This is a genomic window from Croceicoccus sp. YJ47 (assembly GCF_016745095.1).
GTDB lineage: Bacteria > Pseudomonadota > Alphaproteobacteria > Sphingomonadales > Sphingomonadaceae > Croceicoccus.
On sequence record NZ_CP067087.1, the window covers coordinates 1,303,043 to 1,318,797 of the forward strand.

Genomic DNA, 15,755 nt, shown 5'->3' on the forward strand with positions numbered 1-15,755 from the left:
TTTCTGGCGCCTTAGCCCTTGCGGGTCATGAAGGCGGTCACGCGCTCTGCATAGTCCGGGTGGGAAACCACCGCGCCGATATCGATGGTTTCCTGCGCAAGGTGGTCCTGCACCGAAATGCGATGGGCGATATTCATGGCCCGCTTGGTCCTGCCGAGCGCTTCCTGAGGTGTCGCGGCCAGTCGCTGCACGATCTCCTCGGTCACCTGATCAAGCTCTTCCTCGGGCACGACGCGGTTGATCAGGCCGATGTCTCTGGCCGTGGCGGCATCGAAGATATCGCCGAGATAGCAGATTTCCTTGGCGCGCTTGGGGCCGACATTGCGCACGAGATTATAGCTGAGCGCCGAGTCGGGAATGACGCCGATGCGGATCTGTGCCGCAAGGAAGCGCGCATTGTCGGCCGCGATGGCAAGGTCGCTGGCCGACACGATCGCAAGACCGCCGCCTGCCGCCATACCGCGCACCCTGGCGACCACCGGCTGCGGAATACGCTCCATGATGGCGAACATCTGATTGCCCTTGTCCCCGCTGGTCATCCAGTGGTTCGCGCGCTCGACGTCGTCCATGCCCAGCGTCTGCGAAAACTCCTTCACATCTCCGCCAGCGCAGAAATTGTCGCCCGCACCGCTAATCTGAACCACCCGGACGGTACGGTCGAATTCGATGCTGCGCAGCATATCGCCGATGCTTTCCCACATGCCATTCTTCATCGCATTCATCGCATGGGGACGATTGATGGTGATGCGAACGACCGGCCCGTCTTTTTCGAAAATCAGCGCATCGCTCATTTCGTCATCTCCCTCGCAAGATCACTGGCCAACGCTCGCAATTGTCGCGGCATGGTATTATGGCCGATCGCCGCGACCCGCAGATCGCGATCCTTGCCGCGATCGAACGTGCCGCGCGCCATGCCGGTCCAGACAGAAAGCGTCAGCGTCCGCCATACGGTGAAGAACGCCATGCGCCGATCCGAAATATGCGGGCCGCCCGCATCGTAATACGCCTGCATGAATTCGTCCCAAGGCAGGATTTTTTCGATGAGAAAACGACAATAGGCGAGGTCCTCGGCAGGATCGCCGGCATGGACGAATTCCCAGTCGAGCAAAGCGGTCAGACGATCCCCCTCACCCATCGTATTATGCAGCGCGGCATCGCCGTGGACGAGCTGGCGGTGAATGCCCAGATGAGGCAGCTCCGCGTGTAGCCACGCGAATGCCGCATCGATGAGCGGTGTGGGGACGACGCCGTCGCGATATTCCTTTTCGCGCTTGGCCAACAGGCCGGCGACCGGATTTTCGACAGACCCGAATTCGATCTTATCGCAAAGCCCCAACCCATCGATGTCGAAATTGTGCATCCGGGCGAGCGTTGCGGCGAAATCCTTGCAGAATTCCGGACTCGCATCGCTGGCGAACAGCGTGCCCATCGCCTTACCGGGAACCCGCTCGAACACGATGAACCGGCCGCCGATGACATTGGCGGAGGTTTCGATTGCCAGGGGCCGCGGCACCTTCAGCCCGGCCTTATGAACAGCGGCAATCGCATGATATTCATCGACGACCGAGGTTCCGGTCACAGCCGAGCTGAAATCAAGCCGAACGACCAGGTCCTGGCCATTGTCGAGATCGAGCAGCAGCGTCCCCTTCGAACGGCCGCCCGGTACGATGCTCACTTTTGAGACCGTGCCGGAAATTCCATGATCGGCAAGCCAGCGGGTGAAGGTCTCGGGAGGTACCGAAAGTTCCTTGGCCGATCCCCTCGTTTCCACAGGCGCCGCAAGGACAGCGAGTATCTCGTCCTCGATCGCATTGCGGGTCAGGGCTTCTGCCTCGACATCGCCTTGCACGACAGGATCGGCATCCGCTTCGACCGACAGGCGGGCCAGCAGCATTTCGATCAGCTCACAGCGCAGCTGCGCGTTGGGGCTGGTCAGTTCCGGCTTGAGATCGGCGCGCACCGCATCGAAGATGGATCGCAATTTTGCGCCAAGGAGGGGATCATTCACACGGGCCTCCCGACGAAGACCGGGAAGAAGAAGGCGCTTTCCCGCTCGGCGTGACGCCGCAGGTAGGCCTTCAGATCGTTGAGCACCTGCATCAGCCGTTCGTTCCCCTCGGCACCCTGCGCATTTTCCAGAAGCACACCGACCGCTTCCCGCCCGGTATGGTTGATGGCCTGCAGGCGTTCGACGCTGGCGTAGCCCCGCAGCACGTCGGGCGCGTCCGACAGGAACGTATCCAGCGCCGGGATGGCCGCCTCCGTTGCGTTTTTCGCGGCCTGAAGAATCGGGAGGAGGTCCGCGCTATCCTCGTGCAGCATCGGGCCTTCGACCGGAACGCGCGCCTGCAGGTGATTGAGCAAGGCATCCACGCTGCGCAGCGCGCTCGATGCCCATTTATCAGTCAGTTGCGGCTCCACATGCTCCTTTAAGGCGAGCTGCATCGAGGCAATGACCTCTCGGGTTGTCGGCATCATGGTGAACACTCCGTTCAGTTTGCAGCGCTTTCGGGGCGGTATGGGCTCTTGCGCCATTGCTCGACGATCCGTGCCGCCTCTTCGATCGGCTTTCCGATCATCATGCCGAGCAATTGTTCGAACAATTTCACCCGGCTAAAGCCAAGCGTGAGGCGTGGCACCCGAGGATTTTCACCTGACAAAAAGGGCCGCAAGCCATTGTTCAGCGTGGGCACCGCTTTCCAGACTTCCCACACCCGGTAGAAATCAAGGCTCGACCGGTCGATTTCGAAACCTGCAGCATCTTCGTAATGACGCAGCGTCGCATCGGCATCGCCGAGCGTCAGCATGCCCTGACTCAGTGCCCAGTCCTGTGCCGGATCGCCGGCAAAGGCGAGCTCCCAGTCCGAAAGCGCGACGATCCTGTCATCCTTCCAGATCTCCTCGCCCATGCCATTATTGCCTTTGCACAATGACACGCGCGGGGCTTGGGTGGGGAGATGCTCCTCCAGCCAGTGCGCCGCCTCCACGAGCAGCGGAAACGGATCGGTGCGCACTTCGCGAAAAATCCGGTTCCAGCGATTGAAGTCGGTACGCGCGCAGGCGCTTGGCGAAGGCGGCACGTCGACAAAATCGGCAAAGCCGTTCGCCTCGAGGTCCAGCCTGTGCAACGCGGCCAGCTTTTCGGCATGCTCGAATGCGACACGCTGACGGCGCGCGGCCGCCTTTTCGCCGTCATCATAGAGGCCAGGCAATTCGTTGCTGCCTTCTGTGAGCCGGCGGACCATCACGGGACGTCCCTGCGTGATGTCTGGTGCGGCATCAAACCACAGCGGTTCGGCCACCGGAACATCCGTACCGAACAGCCCTTTCATGATGCGGTATTCATATTCCAACGGCACCGGGCAGATTGGACCGCCAAGTGCGTCGGTACGGAAGACATATCCCCCCTCGCCCCCGCTTTCGCGCGTCCACACGAGGAACGTCTCGCGCGAAATGCCCGGAAACGTCCGGACGAACCGGTCCACTTCCACGTTGGCGCCGAGATGGGCGGAAAGATAATCCTGTAAGGGGCCCTTTTCGATCACATCCATTTCCCTGTTTTATTGTGTCGCCTGCTGGAGGCCGCCCGATCTCAATCGGGTAAGTCGAAGCGGGGCTGCGGGCCGATGACGAACATGGGGATGTACGCCGCGCCCCGTTGTCCATTGATCGTGCAAATCGCCAGTTGTTCGCGATGCTTGGGTCTGGCTGTCGAGCCATCCGGCATGACGACGGCTTCGGGGTCGGAAATATCGTATTCGTCGATTTCGATCGCGAGATCACGCGATCGCCAGACCCCCTGCCCCTGCCCATCGGAAAAGCCGCTGTCGAAACCGCCGCCGCGATAGACCCACGGCCGGCCCACCGCCTGCGCCTCGAGCACCATGCTGCGTCCGTCGGCCAGCCCAAGGGTCAGCGCGATCGTATCGAAAACGCGCGTCCCCGGCTTGAAGCGTACGTCGTGCTCCAGCTCGGTCACCTCGACCGGACCCGCGGTGCCTTCGCGGATTTCACCCTCGGTATAGAGCCTGTGGCCTTCTCCGTCCTCGATCAGCTGGATTGCGCCGCCAAGATCTCCGGCCCGGAAACCCGCGTGGACAAGGAACAGGCCCTTGCCCCCGGTGCGCGACGCAGAGGCGACTCCACCCGCGCTTGCCGTACCTGTCATGGGTTCAAAACCACCCACGCCCGGCCGCACGCCCCAACTATGGTCGCGCCAGCCGAACCAGTCCTCCGCCGTGATCGTCTCACCGGCAACGGTCAGCGACCCGTCGATCCGGCCAAGCTGGTTATAGCGCAGATAGTTGGTGTGGAGCCGACCATCGCCGCGCGATACATGCGGATGCTCCAGCCGCGGTTCGAGGACCGCGGCAAAGCGCATGTCGAAGCAGACAGGATATTCGCCGCTTTCCAGAACCCAGCGCAATTGCTTGAAGGGCTGTTCGACCGCCATCGAAAGCGGCCCGATCCGCGCATCGCTGTCGGGCATGGGACGCAGCTGGCGGGTGAAGCGGACGTTGTACTGACGCGCGCCGCGGTGCTGCACCATGGCGAAACCTTCGATCACGTTCATGTTCTTGAAGATCGTGATGCCGCAAAGGAACGCGACCTCGCCATCCTTCCGGAACCCACCGATCAATTGCCTGTCATAAAAGCGATGGTCGGTGGAATCGACGGAATCGAACGTCAGTGACGCCTGATGGTGCAGGGTTTCATCCAATGGAGTAAGCACCTGTTTAAACTCTCCCTTGCCTTACCGACTGCCTTACCGACGGGCGGCATCTTGCATCGAACCATATGGCTGCAAGTTCGGCAGGTCAATAATGTTCGCATCCTTATGGTTCACAAGCAGATAATCTAGGAATGGCGTAATACATTGACATGCTGTTCAATAAGGGACGATAAGCAGGATTTCATTTCCATGAGGGTCAAATGCCCGAAGAACATCCGTTCAGACTTGGTTTCCTGGTGCATGACGTTTCGCGCCTCCGCCGCACGATTATCGACAAGGCACTCAAGCCCATGGGGATCACGCGATCGCAATGGTGGGTTCTGTCCAATCTTGCGCGGCACCAGAATCTGGAGATGAAGCAGACCGAGCTGGCGAATGTGCTCGATATCGGCAAGGTCGCGCTCGGCGGTCTGCTCGACCGGCTGGAGGCGGCGGGCCATATCAAGCGGCTGGCGGATCCCGTCGATCGCCGCGCGAAGCGGATCGTGATGACGGCCCAGGGCAAGCGGATCCTGACCAAGATGACCTCTCGCGGCAAGAAGCTCAACGATGCGATCTATTGCGATCTCACGAATGAGGAAATCACCTTCGCCGAGGAAATCCTCAGCAAGATGAAACAGCGGCTGATTGCGATGGACAATGCCGTAAAAAGCGGAAAGGCGCCCGAAGAGGGTGTGGGTCCGATCGAAAACATTACCGAGACATCGTCCGAAGCCGCCTGACCTCACGCTAGCGAAGCGAGCGTCCGATCTGCAAGCGCATGATTTCGGTAGTGCCTGCAAAAATGCGATGAAGCCGCGCCGCGGTATAAAGCCGCGATATGGGATATTCGTCCATGTAGCCTGCGCCCCCGTGCAACTGGACGCATTGATCGATGACACGGCCCTCCATTTCCGGCAGCCATAATTTCGCGACGGTCGCTTCCATCATGTCGACTTCGCCCTTGCGCAGATAGGTTTGCAACGCGCGATCGATAAACGCCTGTCCGACCATCAGCTCCGCGTACATCTCGGCCAGTTTGAACTGCGTGTTCTGGAAATCGAAGATCGTCTGCCCGAAACCCTTGCGATTCTTGACGAACGCAAGCGTGAGGTCGAAAGCGCGCGTCGCGGCGGCATGGCTGATGATGCTCCACATCAACCTGTCGCGGTTGAGACTGAGCGCCAGGACCTTGAAGCCGCCGTTCTCCGGCCCGAACAGGTTCTTCGCGGGCACACGCACATTGTCGAAGAACAATTCGCCATTGTTCGACGCATGACAGCCCATTTTCTTCAACGTCCGGCCGATATTCAGTCCCGGCGTATCACGATCGACGAAAATGACCGAAATGCCGCGTGCGCCGGCTTCCGGATCGGTCTTGCAGGCCACCATGAACGTATCGGCATCGGCGATGCCCGAAATATAGGTTTTGGCCCCGTTGATTACCCAATGGTCGCCATCCCGCAGGGCCGTGGTGCGGATTTGCGAAAGGTCGCTCCCTGAATCGGGTTCGGTGACGGTGAATGCCATGAGGCACTCGCCCTTCACCATTCGGGGAAGGTAGCGCTGCTTTTGTTCGTCGCTGCCGAAATCCATGAGCTGTTCGCACATCTGGTCGCGCTGGAATGCCGGCCCGATGCTGGCGCCGGCAATCGAATAGCCCATCTCCTGTGCAATGACGATCCGGTGCATGAAATCGCCGCCGGGACCGCCGAGACTTTCGGGCACACCAATGCCCAGAATGCCGGCCTCACCCGCCTTGCGCCAGAATGCGCGCGGTATCGAATGCGCCGCGTCCCACTCCTCGCAAAAAGGCTCGGCCTGCGTCTCGAAAAAGTGCCGGACACTGCGCCGAAATATCTCATGCTCGTCGCCAAACAGCGTCTGATCGTAATCCAGCGGCATATCGACCCTTCCCCAAATTCATTCGCTACCATACTGTTTGCAAGATTATCTATGGAATGCAAGCGGGAGATTGATATGAGTGACGCTCTTAAGGTTGAGTTCGATGCGCGCGGCGTGGCCACGCTGACATTTGACCGGTAGGACCGGATGAACGCCATCAACGAAGCCATGGTCGGACAGATGACCCGGGTTTTCACCGAACTGGCGACGCGAAACGATTGCCGTGTCGTGCTGATCCGGGGCGAAGGCGCGAATTTTTCGGCAGGCGGGGACATGGGCGATATCGCAACGATGGCGTCAGCCGATCGGGACGAGCGTGCAGCCGCGGTGTCTGAGGCCGTCGAGAATCTTTCGCGCCCGATGTCACTGGCATGTGCCGACCTGCCCCAGCCGGTCGTCGCAAGTGTCCGCGGACATGCCATCGGCGTGGCGCTGCAACTGGTGTTGATGGCCGATCTGGTGATAGCGTCGCAGACCGCGAAATTCTCACTGCCCCAGCTTCGGCTCGGGCACACTCCCGATCATGGGGAGAGCTGGGCGCTCCCCCGCAAGATCGGCCTGTCCCGCGCGCTTCAGATGTGCCTCCTTGCAGAGAGAATCAATGCCGCCACCGCAGAGGCCTACGGACTGGCAAACTGGGTCGTGGCGGACGACACCCTCGAGGAGCAGACCGAGGAGACGATCGGTCGCCTCCTCTCCCTGCCCCCGTTGGCCACCAAAAATGCCAAGCGGCTCATGCGGGACGGCCTGCACCGCAGCTTGCCCGAGGCCATGGATGCAGAGATTGCATCCATTCGCGAGGTCGCCGCGCAGCACGATTTCCTTGAGGCCGTAAGGGCCTATTCGGAAAAGCGCGCTCCCGTTTTCAAGGGGTGCTGAGCGGTACGAACGGGTGTCACGCCGCACGCGGCGTGACACGGACATTCATCTTGTAAACGCCGCGAAAGACCCAGACCGGCAGGAAATCGAGATCTTCGTCAAGCACCTCGATCGTCTCGATCTTCCGGGCCATGGCGCCGAGAAATTCTGTCAATTGCATCTTGGCGAGGAAATGTCCGAGGCAGAAATGGACGCCTGGTGCGAACGTCATCGACTTGCGATTGTCGCGGCTGAAGTCCAGTTCCCCGGGATTGTTGAATACGCTTTCATCGCGATTGGCAGCCGCGATGAGCACGGCGACCATTTCGCCTTTTTTGATCTGCTTGCCGCCAATCTCGAAATCTTCCGCGACCAGGCGGGGTTGCCCGCCAACCATCGCCACATGGCGCTGCAACTCGGTCACGATATCGAGCATCTTGTCCTGGTTCTGCTGGACATACTGCCAGGCATCCCGGTTCCGCGCCAAGGCGTTGACCGACAGGGTGAGCGTGTTCATCGTGGTATCGTGACCCGCCACAATGGCGACATGCATCTGCGCAAGAATTTCGTCATAGGACAGCCGGTCTTCGCCCTCGCTGGCATGGAGCAGTCCGGTCAGGAAATCTTCGGCGGGGTTCGTCCGGCGTTTGTCGAGTTCGACCGCCACGACCTCATTCATCTTCTCCAGCGCCAGATTGGCCTTTTCAAGCCGTGCAGGTGTCGGCACGGCCGCGCCCACGCCCTCCATGAGCCAGGTGGCCCAGTCGCGCAGATGGTCGAGATGGTCATCCGGCATGCCGAGCAGCTTGAAAAGCACATCTCCTGTCATCGCGCGCGAAATCTGCTCGTTGAATTCGATCTCGCCTTCCTCGCACATGACGTCGACCAGAAACTCGGCCCGCTGCCGGGCATGCGGGCGGAAAGCCTCCACGATCTTGCGATTGAGCGCCTTCATCATGAGCGAACGCAGCCGCGCATGACGTTCTCCTTCGGAACTCGTGATCCACAGTTCCGAATATTTGACAAGCGTGGGAATACGTTCGTCCCATTCCTCGGGGGGAATGAGATGAAAGACCGGGAACATGCGCCCGTCATTGGTCAGCGGCAACTTGCGCTGAAACGCGTCGACCACATCGTCGTGGCGCGTAAGAAACCAGCAGCGCGACGCTTCGCTCCAGTGAACCGGATCTTCCCGCCGGATACGATCGAGATCGACGATCATGTCTTCACCGCGATCGCGGGGGTCGTTGGTCAAATCGACATCGTGCGGCTTTTCAAGCGATTGTATATCCATCATTTCATCCTCTTCCCTGCGTTTCGATTGCAGTTGTTTCGGCAATTCTTCGAACGCCAATGTGCGGTATCTGCGTATTCGAAACGCCGATGGCCGCACATCGCGGCACCGTTCAGGTGACCACCTTGTCTTCGTAAAGCGCTTCGATCCGGCCGGGCTGCACACCGATGTCCTGCAGGATCTCTCTTGTATGCTGACCGGGCACGGGGGCCGGGCGGGCGTTGCCGATGGCCGATCGCGACATGCGCACCATCGCGCCTGGCTCGCGTATACGCCCGAACTGTTCATGCTCGCTGACCCTGACGATCCCCAGATCCAGCAATTTCGGATCGGAGAGGATCACTGCCTCCCGGTCGTCTCTGGTCTCTTCGATCCAGACATCGGTGCCTTCGAACAGGCTCTCGAGCTCCTCGACCGAGCAGCGCGCCACACGCCCGGCGATGATCTTTTCCTCCGGCTCGTCCCAGCCGGCAACATCGTCGCCAAGCGCGTCGTCCAGTCCGAGCCCGGCGCGCAACTGAAGCGCCGCTGACTGGCCGCGGGCCACGATCGCCACCCATCCGTCACTTGCTTCGTAAAGCGCTTCCGCCGGGTGATAGCCCGACAGGCTGGAGCTGGGGATGCGAACGCCTTCGAACTGTCCGTTGTCGTGCCTTATCAATTCCGACAGCGTATAGATGCCCGCGTTGCAAAGCGGCGATTCAAGCGAAACGGTCTTTCCCGTCCTTTCGCGGTGATACAGCGCCGACAGCACAGCGACCGAACCGATCATGCCCGCGGCGATATCGACAAGATTGGTGCGGTTCCAGCGGGGCGGATTGCCCTTGCCGGCGGCCTTCGCCTCGTGCCCGACCCATGCCTGCATGACCATGTCGAATCCGGCCCGCATCGCGCGCGGCCCGGTCTTGCCGAAGGCCGGCGCCTCCACGGCAATGAGCGAGGGATTGATGGTGCTCAGGCTTTGAGGATCGACGCCAAGCCGTTCGGACACGCCGGGACGAAAATTGTTCATGACCACGTCCGCCCTGACTGCCAGATCCTTGACCAGATCGAGTCCTTCGGGGTTCTTCATGTCGATGCCGATGACGCGCTTGCCATGGTTTGCGAGGCTGAACGATTTGAAGATTGCACGGTTGGGATCGCCCTGCTTGGCTTCGACCTTGATGACGTCCGCCCCCAGATCGGCGAGGAAAACGCCGGTCAGCGGCCCGGCGACAAAGGCCCCCAGGTCAACGACCCGATAGCCTTCGAGTGGCGATTTGCCGGCCTTCCCCTTGCGCTCGGCGGCCGTACCCAGACGCTCCGCACGAAAAGGCACGCCCACACGCCGGGTGCCGTCGTCTTCGGTCCGGATGATCGCATTATCGCGGATCTGCGGATCGTCCCAGCACTCGCCCGGCTGCAAGACGGCCTCTGCCGGGACGCCCTCGTCCCATATCCGCTGAAGGATTTCATGTTGATCCTTCTTGGCGACATGTTCGGCAAGAAGATCGAAATCGCCGAAGAAATCCTTTCGGCTCGCCCCCGGCTGCGGCATCCCGCTATCGGTCGGCTTTACGCTCGGGTCATCGATTTCGAGCGCCTTATAGAATTTGTATTTCGATCCCGCGCCGCCAATCGCCATATGGATGAACTTGTCGTCGCGCGTACGAAAGATCAGCGGGTAAACGCCGCGCGGAATGACATAATCGGCCATCGGCGTCGGCTTTTCGAGCTCGGCCCAATACGTCCCGATCCATGCCAGCGCGCCGGCAAACAGGGACGTGCTGACAACCTGTCCGGTCGACGATGCCTCTCGCTCGATCAGGGCGGCGAGCACGCCCGAAAGCCCCATCAGGGCCGCGCCATAACTTGCCGGGTCGAACGTGTTGATAATGGGCTTTCCCGGTTCCTGCTCCCATACCAGCCCGGACCGCACCTGCCCCAGAAGCTCGCTCGCCGGACCGGCGTAATCGGTACCCGGCGGACCCGGCTCGATGTCGAGCACGATGAGCGCGGGATGGCTCCGGGACAAGGACGCAGCATCGTTGCGCCGGGGGATGGCCGGGTGATCCTCGCCGCCGATAACGCAGACATCGGCCTGCTCCAGCAACGAGGACAACTCGTCCGGAGCAGCGGTTCGCATGCCGGAGCGCCAGTAATTATAGGCGGGATAGACGGAGGCGAAAGGATCGCCGCCCTCCGGTTCCACGCGAATAACGCGCGCGCCCAGATCGGCCATCAGGCGGGAGATCAGCGCCGGCGCCTTCCCAAACCCCAGATCAACGACGGTCAGACTCGCCAGCAGTTCATTTTCCATTACAGATCCACACCCTCTTGCTCAGCCTGTTTTCCTCGTCGTCGCGTTCACACATATCGACGCGCGATGGTCGCTTTCATCAATTCGCTTGCACCGGCAAACATCCGCTGGACCCGGGCCGCCGTGAACATGCGTGATATCGGATGATCGTCCATCCATGCCTGTCCGCCCCATAGCTGGACGCACTGATCGAGAACGCGAAATTCCAGTTCGCACAGCCAGACCTTCGCCATCGAGGATTCCGCATCGGTAATGGTGTCGTCGGCGACCTTGCGAAGCAACGAATTGTAGAATGCCCGGTAGACCCGGATCTCGATTTCCATTTCGGCCAGCACGAATTGCGTGTTCTGGAAATCGATCAGGCGCTGACCGAAAAGCTTGCGGTTCTGACAATGCTCCAAGGTCATTTCGAACGCGCGCTGTACGGCGCCGATCGATCGCGCCACGATCTGAAGCCGGTCCAGCGCGACCGTATTGACGAAGACCGACGCCGCCTTGTTCTCCTCCCCGAGCAGATTGGAAACGGGAACGCGCACGTCGTCGAAGTAGAGTTCCCCGGTATCGCCGCCCTTGTAGCCCTGCGTGATCATGCGCCGCCGGGTCAGCCCGGGCGTATCGCCCTCGACCAGGATGATGCTCATCCCCTTGGCGCGCTGCGAGGGATCCGTCTTGACGCAGGCAAATATCAGATCTGCCTTCGAGCCGTTCGAGATATAGATCTTGGAGCCGTTGATGACGTAATCATCGCCATCGCGCACGGCGGTCGTTCGCGCGGCAAAGGCGTCCGAACCCGATTCCGCCTCCGTCATCGCCATGGCCTGGATGACCTCCCCCGACAGAATACCCGGGAAATATTTGCGCTTCTGTTCTTCGGTACCGAACTCCACGAGGAAGTTGGTGCAGATATCCGTGCCGATGAACGACCCTGCCGTCGCCCCCGACGGAGCATAGCCAAGCTCTTCGGCCGCCACCATGATCGACATCCGGTTGGCCCCCGGTCCGTCATATTCCTCCGGGATCGTGGCGCCGAGAATGCCGTATTCGCCCGCCTTGCGCCACACATTGCGTGGGACGCCCTTCTCCTCGAACTCGCGATAGCGAGGCTCGACCTCGCGCTCGAAATAGGTGCGCACGGTCTGGCGATACATTTCCATTTCCTCGCCATACGGACTGTCTTCCGTATCCCAGTTGACGGGGTCCAGTTTCTGGAAACTATTTTGCACCCTCTTCTCCATTATCATTCTGTTCGCATGCTAATGATAAGCTGGTAATTCAGCAACGCCGGAAATGCAATCGGTTCATCGATCCCGTCACTTTCGCAATCCGGACTGTGCATCGTGCAACCGATTGTCCGGCTATGAACCTTCGTATTCGGCCTCTCCCGGCACGCGGCAGCCACTGTGAAACGGTCGGCACGGGAGGCTCCCTGACGCTGCCGTTCGGACCACGTCGCCCATGTTTTCGCGGCACCGTCAAAGCAGATTGCGTTCGGGTTCCAAGAAACGAAGCCGCACAAGCTCGTGCTCCCCAAATAGGGGGAAACGCATCCTTTGCGGCACGCCGGCCGCCATGCCTGCGCCGGGAAAGCGCACTCGCCATTGGGATCGAGCCGCGTGCAGGATCAGCAAGCCGCAGTCCACGCCCATCGCTGCGAGCGGTACGGCGCGCTTGCCTGCTACTCGGCCGCCTAAACTTCGTCCTCAACCGTTGCATTTGTTCACACGCGGATTATAAGCTAGTGAAACATAAGCGAGCCAGAGAGAATGCCCGTGACAAACGATAAGCTATTGCGCCAGGTCGAAGCCTTTATGCACGACCGGGTGATACCAACCGAGATCGAGCACCATCGACAGCTTCTGGCGGCCGACAACCGGTGGACCTACACGCCAATCATGCGACAATTGCGTGCAGAGGCGAAGGCCGAAGGCTTGTGGAATTTCCCCTTGCCGGAAGACCTCGGCGGTCGGGGCCTCTCGCTCACCCAGTATGCGCCCATCTGCGAGATGATGAACTGGTGCAATCACGGACCCGAACTGTTCAATTGCTATACGGGCACGATCTCGAACGCGGTCACGCTCGACACGCATGCGCCGGACCATTTGAAGGACCGATACCTCAAACCGCTGACTCAAGGCGATGTGCGGTCGACCATCTCCATTACCGAGCGGAATGTGCCCTCTTCGGATCCGACGGAACTGCAATTTGAAATCCGCCGCGATGGCGAAGACTATGTGCTGAACGGCATAAAGAGCTGGGCGACAGGCGCGGCCATGAACGAATGCTCTTTCATTCTTCTTCTGGGCGCCACCGATCCGGATGCACCGCGACATGCGCGCCACTCTCTGGTGCTAGTTCCGATGGACACGGCGGGAATAACCAAGGGCCGGATCGAGACGGTCATGGGGTATGACGATGCGCCGTTCGGGCATTGCGATCTCATCTTCGACGATGTCCGCGTGCCCGCCGAAAACCTGATCGGCGAAGAGGGGCACGGCTTCGTCCTGATGCAATCGACGCTCGGGGTCGGCAGGATCCAGCTTGGCATGGGGGCAATCGGCACGGCAGAGCGCGCGATGATGGAACTGTGCCGGTGGGCCGATAACCGCATCATTGGAGGAGAGCCGCTTGCCGCCCGCGGCGTCGTCACCGATGCCATCGCCCGCAGCCGGATCGAGATCGAAGCTGCGCGAGCTTTCATCCTGCAATCGGCGCATCGCATGGAACAGGACGGCATGAAGGCCGTGCGCGCGGATATTGCCGCACTCAAGGTGCTGGCCCCCGCCGTCGCCCTCAAAGTGCTGGATCGTGCCATGCAGTTTCACGGTGGCGCTGGCCTTTCGTGGGATACGCCGCTTCCCGAAATGTGGGCGCATATGCGCACCGTGCGGATCGGGGAAGGCGCCGACGAGGTTCATCGTGAGACGGTCGCAAAGCTCGAAATGCGCCGACAGGCGGAGCGACGCGCCGCCTGAGCCGACGCATTTATTCGCAACTCAAGGGATTAACGAGAAGGAATAACGACCCATGCCTGATGTTTCACATCTTCCGCGCCCAGCCTTTCCTTTCATCGAGGTGGAAGAAAATGGCGATGCGGTGCTGGTTGCACAACGATGCGGAAAATGCGCCGCCACCTATGCCGATCAGAACCGTGTGGCGTGCGGCCATTGCGGTGCGCGGGACGACGCACTCGAATCGTTCCGGCCAAACCTGGAAGGCACATTGTATTCGGCCGTCATCGTCCGGCGCGGCTACCCCGGTGTGCCCACCCCTTCATTTCGGCCGTAGTCGACCTTGATGGTGGCCCCACGCTGAAGGGGACGCTTCGCGGTGTGGAGTTTGACCCGTCCGAAATCGCATCGGGCCGCCGGGTGAAGGTGGTTTTCAACAATGCCCTGGACCGCAAGGACAAGGATGGGAACGCCTATGTCGCCCATCACTTCGAGCCGATCTGAAGACGAGGAATTTCAACATGAGCGAAGACATCTATATCGTTGGCATCGACATGATCAATTTCGGGCGTTTCCCGCACAAGACGCCCGGACAATTGGGTGCGCAGGCCGCTCTGGCCGCGCTGGACGAAGCCGAAGTCGGGATCCGGGACATTCAGGCCGTGTTCTCAGGCAGCAATTATACCACCATGATCGGACAGAAGGTCCTGCAGGAAATCGGCCAGACCGGGGTGCAGATCATCAATCTGGTCAATGCGTGTTCAACCGGCGCATCCGCGATACGCATGGGCCATGTCTCCATGAAGGCGGGTGAGTTCGACACCGTCCTGTGTGTCGGGGTCGAGCAGATGACCGGTCTTGGCATGCTCGGTGCGGCGGCGGCTGGTCCGATCCCGACCGAAGGGCTTCTCGGGTCGGCATCGATGCCGGCGGTCTTTGGCGAATCGGGCATGGAATATGCGGCGAAGACCGGCGCGACGCAGACGGATTTCGCCCTCGTTTCGGTCAAGAACCATCACAATGCGACGATGAATCCCAAAGCGTTCCTGCGCAAGGAAACGCCATTGGAAATGGTGCTGGAAGCGGAGGAAATCGCCTATCCGCTGACGAAGCTGATGTGCTCCATCAACGTCGACGGCGCTGCTGCGGCCGTCTTGATGACCGAAAGCAAGGTGAAGGAACGCGGACTGATGGATCGCGCCATCCGCATTCGCGGCAGCGCTATGGCATCGGCGCCATGGGGCGAGCACGATCCGATCCTGCACGACGTCAACACGCCGACCCAGATCGCGGCCCGCAAGGCTTATGAAATGGCGGGCGTCGGCCCGGACGATATCGACCTTGTCGAGCTGCACGATTGCTTCGCCTCTGTCGAGTTGCAGCATTACGAGAACCTGGGCCTGTGCGGTGAGGGCGAAGGTGTGCGCATGATCCGCGATGGCGAAACCGAACTGGGTGCGCGCATTCCGGTGAACGTATCCGGGGGCTTGCTATCGAAAGGTCACCCCATTGCGGCGACCGGCATCGCGAACATGTACGAACTGGTGCTCCACTTGCGCGGGCAGGCGGGCGAACGGCAGGTGAAGGACGCAAAATTCGGCATGGCCCATGTCGTCGGTCTCGGCACCAGCGCGGCTGTCCATATTCTCGAGAAACCCTGACACGCGACGACATCGGAGGGCATTGCCCCCCGATCACCCAGCTTCGGCGCAAAAAAAGGGCGCGGTCTTCGAACCCCGC

The 15,755-nt window shown here is 60.6% G+C and carries 15 protein-coding genes and 1 pseudogene; 7 read left to right on the forward strand and 9 right to left on the reverse strand.

Annotated features, from left to right (window positions below; all coding sequences use genetic code 11):
• Nucleotides 1-11: 11 nt before the first annotated feature.
• Genes JD971_RS06400 through JD971_RS06420 form a run of 5 tightly spaced genes read right to left on the reverse strand, consistent with a single transcriptional unit; the run spans nucleotide 12 to nucleotide 4,732 of the window.
• Nucleotides 12-791: an enoyl-CoA hydratase/isomerase family protein gene (locus JD971_RS06400; protein ID WP_202086758.1), complete on the reverse strand. Its 780-nt coding sequence runs from the start codon at nucleotides 789-791 to the stop codon at nucleotides 12-14.
• Complete coding sequence (locus tag JD971_RS06405; protein ID WP_202086759.1) at nucleotides 788-2,008, reverse strand: phosphotransferase family protein; 1,221 nt, start codon at nucleotides 2,006-2,008, stop codon at nucleotides 788-790. The genes JD971_RS06400 and JD971_RS06405 overlap by 4 nt, the downstream gene beginning before the upstream one ends.
• Nucleotides 2,005-2,478: a hypothetical protein gene (locus JD971_RS06410; RefSeq protein ID WP_202086760.1), complete on the reverse strand. Its 474-nt coding sequence runs from the start codon at nucleotides 2,476-2,478 to the stop codon at nucleotides 2,005-2,007. The genes JD971_RS06405 and JD971_RS06410 overlap by 4 nt, the downstream gene beginning before the upstream one ends.
• Nucleotides 2,479-2,492: 14 nt before the next feature.
• The gene (locus tag JD971_RS06415; protein WP_202086761.1) at nucleotides 2,493-3,545 is read right to left on the reverse strand and encodes a phosphotransferase family protein; all 1,053 of its coding nucleotides are present in this window, start codon (nucleotides 3,543-3,545) and stop codon (nucleotides 2,493-2,495) included.
• Between the two features lie 47 nt (nucleotides 3,546-3,592).
• Nucleotides 3,593-4,732: a hypothetical protein gene (locus JD971_RS06420; RefSeq protein WP_202086763.1), complete on the reverse strand. Its 1,140-nt coding sequence runs from the start codon at nucleotides 4,730-4,732 to the stop codon at nucleotides 3,593-3,595.
• 200 nt (nucleotides 4,733-4,932) lie between these two features.
• Between JD971_RS06420 and JD971_RS06425 the strand changes: the two genes are divergently transcribed.
• On the forward strand, nucleotides 4,933-5,454 hold the full coding sequence (locus tag JD971_RS06425; protein ID WP_202086764.1) for a MarR family winged helix-turn-helix transcriptional regulator: 522 nt from the start codon (nucleotides 4,933-4,935) through the stop codon (nucleotides 5,452-5,454).
• 7 nt (nucleotides 5,455-5,461) lie between these two features.
• On the opposite strand, the gene JD971_RS06430 is transcribed toward JD971_RS06425, so the two are convergent.
• Nucleotides 5,462-6,616, reverse strand: coding sequence for an acyl-CoA dehydrogenase family protein (locus tag JD971_RS06430; protein ID WP_202086765.1), 1,155 nt, complete (start codon nucleotides 6,614-6,616; stop codon nucleotides 5,462-5,464).
• A 147-nt stretch (nucleotides 6,617-6,763) separates the two neighbouring features.
• Between JD971_RS06430 and JD971_RS06435 the strand changes: the two genes are divergently transcribed.
• A complete protein-coding gene (locus JD971_RS06435; protein ID WP_202086766.1) occupies nucleotides 6,764-7,495 on the forward strand; it encodes an enoyl-CoA hydratase/isomerase family protein in 732 nt (243 codons plus the stop codon).
• A gap of 16 nt (nucleotides 7,496-7,511) precedes the next feature.
• On the opposite strand, the gene JD971_RS06440 is transcribed toward JD971_RS06435, so the two are convergent.
• From JD971_RS06440 to JD971_RS06450, 3 genes are all read right to left on the reverse strand, one after another.
• Nucleotides 7,512-8,771, reverse strand: coding sequence for a cytochrome P450 (locus tag JD971_RS06440; RefSeq protein WP_202086767.1), 1,260 nt, complete (start codon nucleotides 8,769-8,771; stop codon nucleotides 7,512-7,514).
• Between the two features lie 109 nt (nucleotides 8,772-8,880).
• Nucleotides 8,881-11,067, reverse strand: a complete 2,187-nt coding sequence (locus JD971_RS06445; RefSeq protein ID WP_202086768.1) for a CoA transferase — start codon at nucleotides 11,065-11,067, stop codon at nucleotides 8,881-8,883.
• Between the two features lie 47 nt (nucleotides 11,068-11,114).
• Entirely contained in the window at nucleotides 11,115-12,290 is a 1,176-nt protein-coding gene (locus JD971_RS06450) for an acyl-CoA dehydrogenase family protein (protein ID WP_202086770.1), read from the reverse strand.
• A gap of 546 nt (nucleotides 12,291-12,836) precedes the next feature.
• Here JD971_RS06450 and JD971_RS06455 point away from each other — a divergent pair.
• The 5 genes and pseudogenes from JD971_RS06455 to JD971_RS06465 all read left to right on the forward strand — a co-directional run bounded on the left by JD971_RS06455 (nucleotide 12,837) and on the right by JD971_RS06465 (nucleotide 15,676).
• Nucleotides 12,837-14,039, forward strand: a complete 1,203-nt coding sequence (locus JD971_RS06455; protein WP_202086772.1) for an acyl-CoA dehydrogenase family protein — start codon at nucleotides 12,837-12,839, stop codon at nucleotides 14,037-14,039.
• Nucleotides 14,040-14,091: 52 nt separating this feature from the next.
• Nucleotides 14,092-14,352, forward strand: coding sequence for a hypothetical protein (locus JD971_RS16530; RefSeq protein ID WP_236672313.1), 261 nt, complete (start codon nucleotides 14,092-14,094; stop codon nucleotides 14,350-14,352).
• Nucleotides 14,340-14,390, forward strand: a pseudogene (locus JD971_RS17100) (hypothetical protein); the annotation flags it as partial. The gene JD971_RS16530 and the pseudogene JD971_RS17100, both read left to right, overlap by 13 nt.
• A 6-nt stretch (nucleotides 14,391-14,396) precedes the next feature.
• Nucleotides 14,397-14,519 carry a hypothetical protein gene (locus tag JD971_RS16830; protein ID WP_256435298.1) on the forward strand — a complete coding sequence of 41 codons (123 nt, stop codon included), beginning with the start codon at nucleotides 14,397-14,399 and terminating at the stop codon, nucleotides 14,517-14,519.
• Between the two features lie 17 nt (nucleotides 14,520-14,536).
• Entirely contained in the window at nucleotides 14,537-15,676 is a 1,140-nt protein-coding gene (locus tag JD971_RS06465; protein WP_202086776.1) for a thiolase family protein, read from the forward strand.
• The last annotated feature ends 79 nt before the right edge of the window (nucleotides 15,677-15,755 follow it).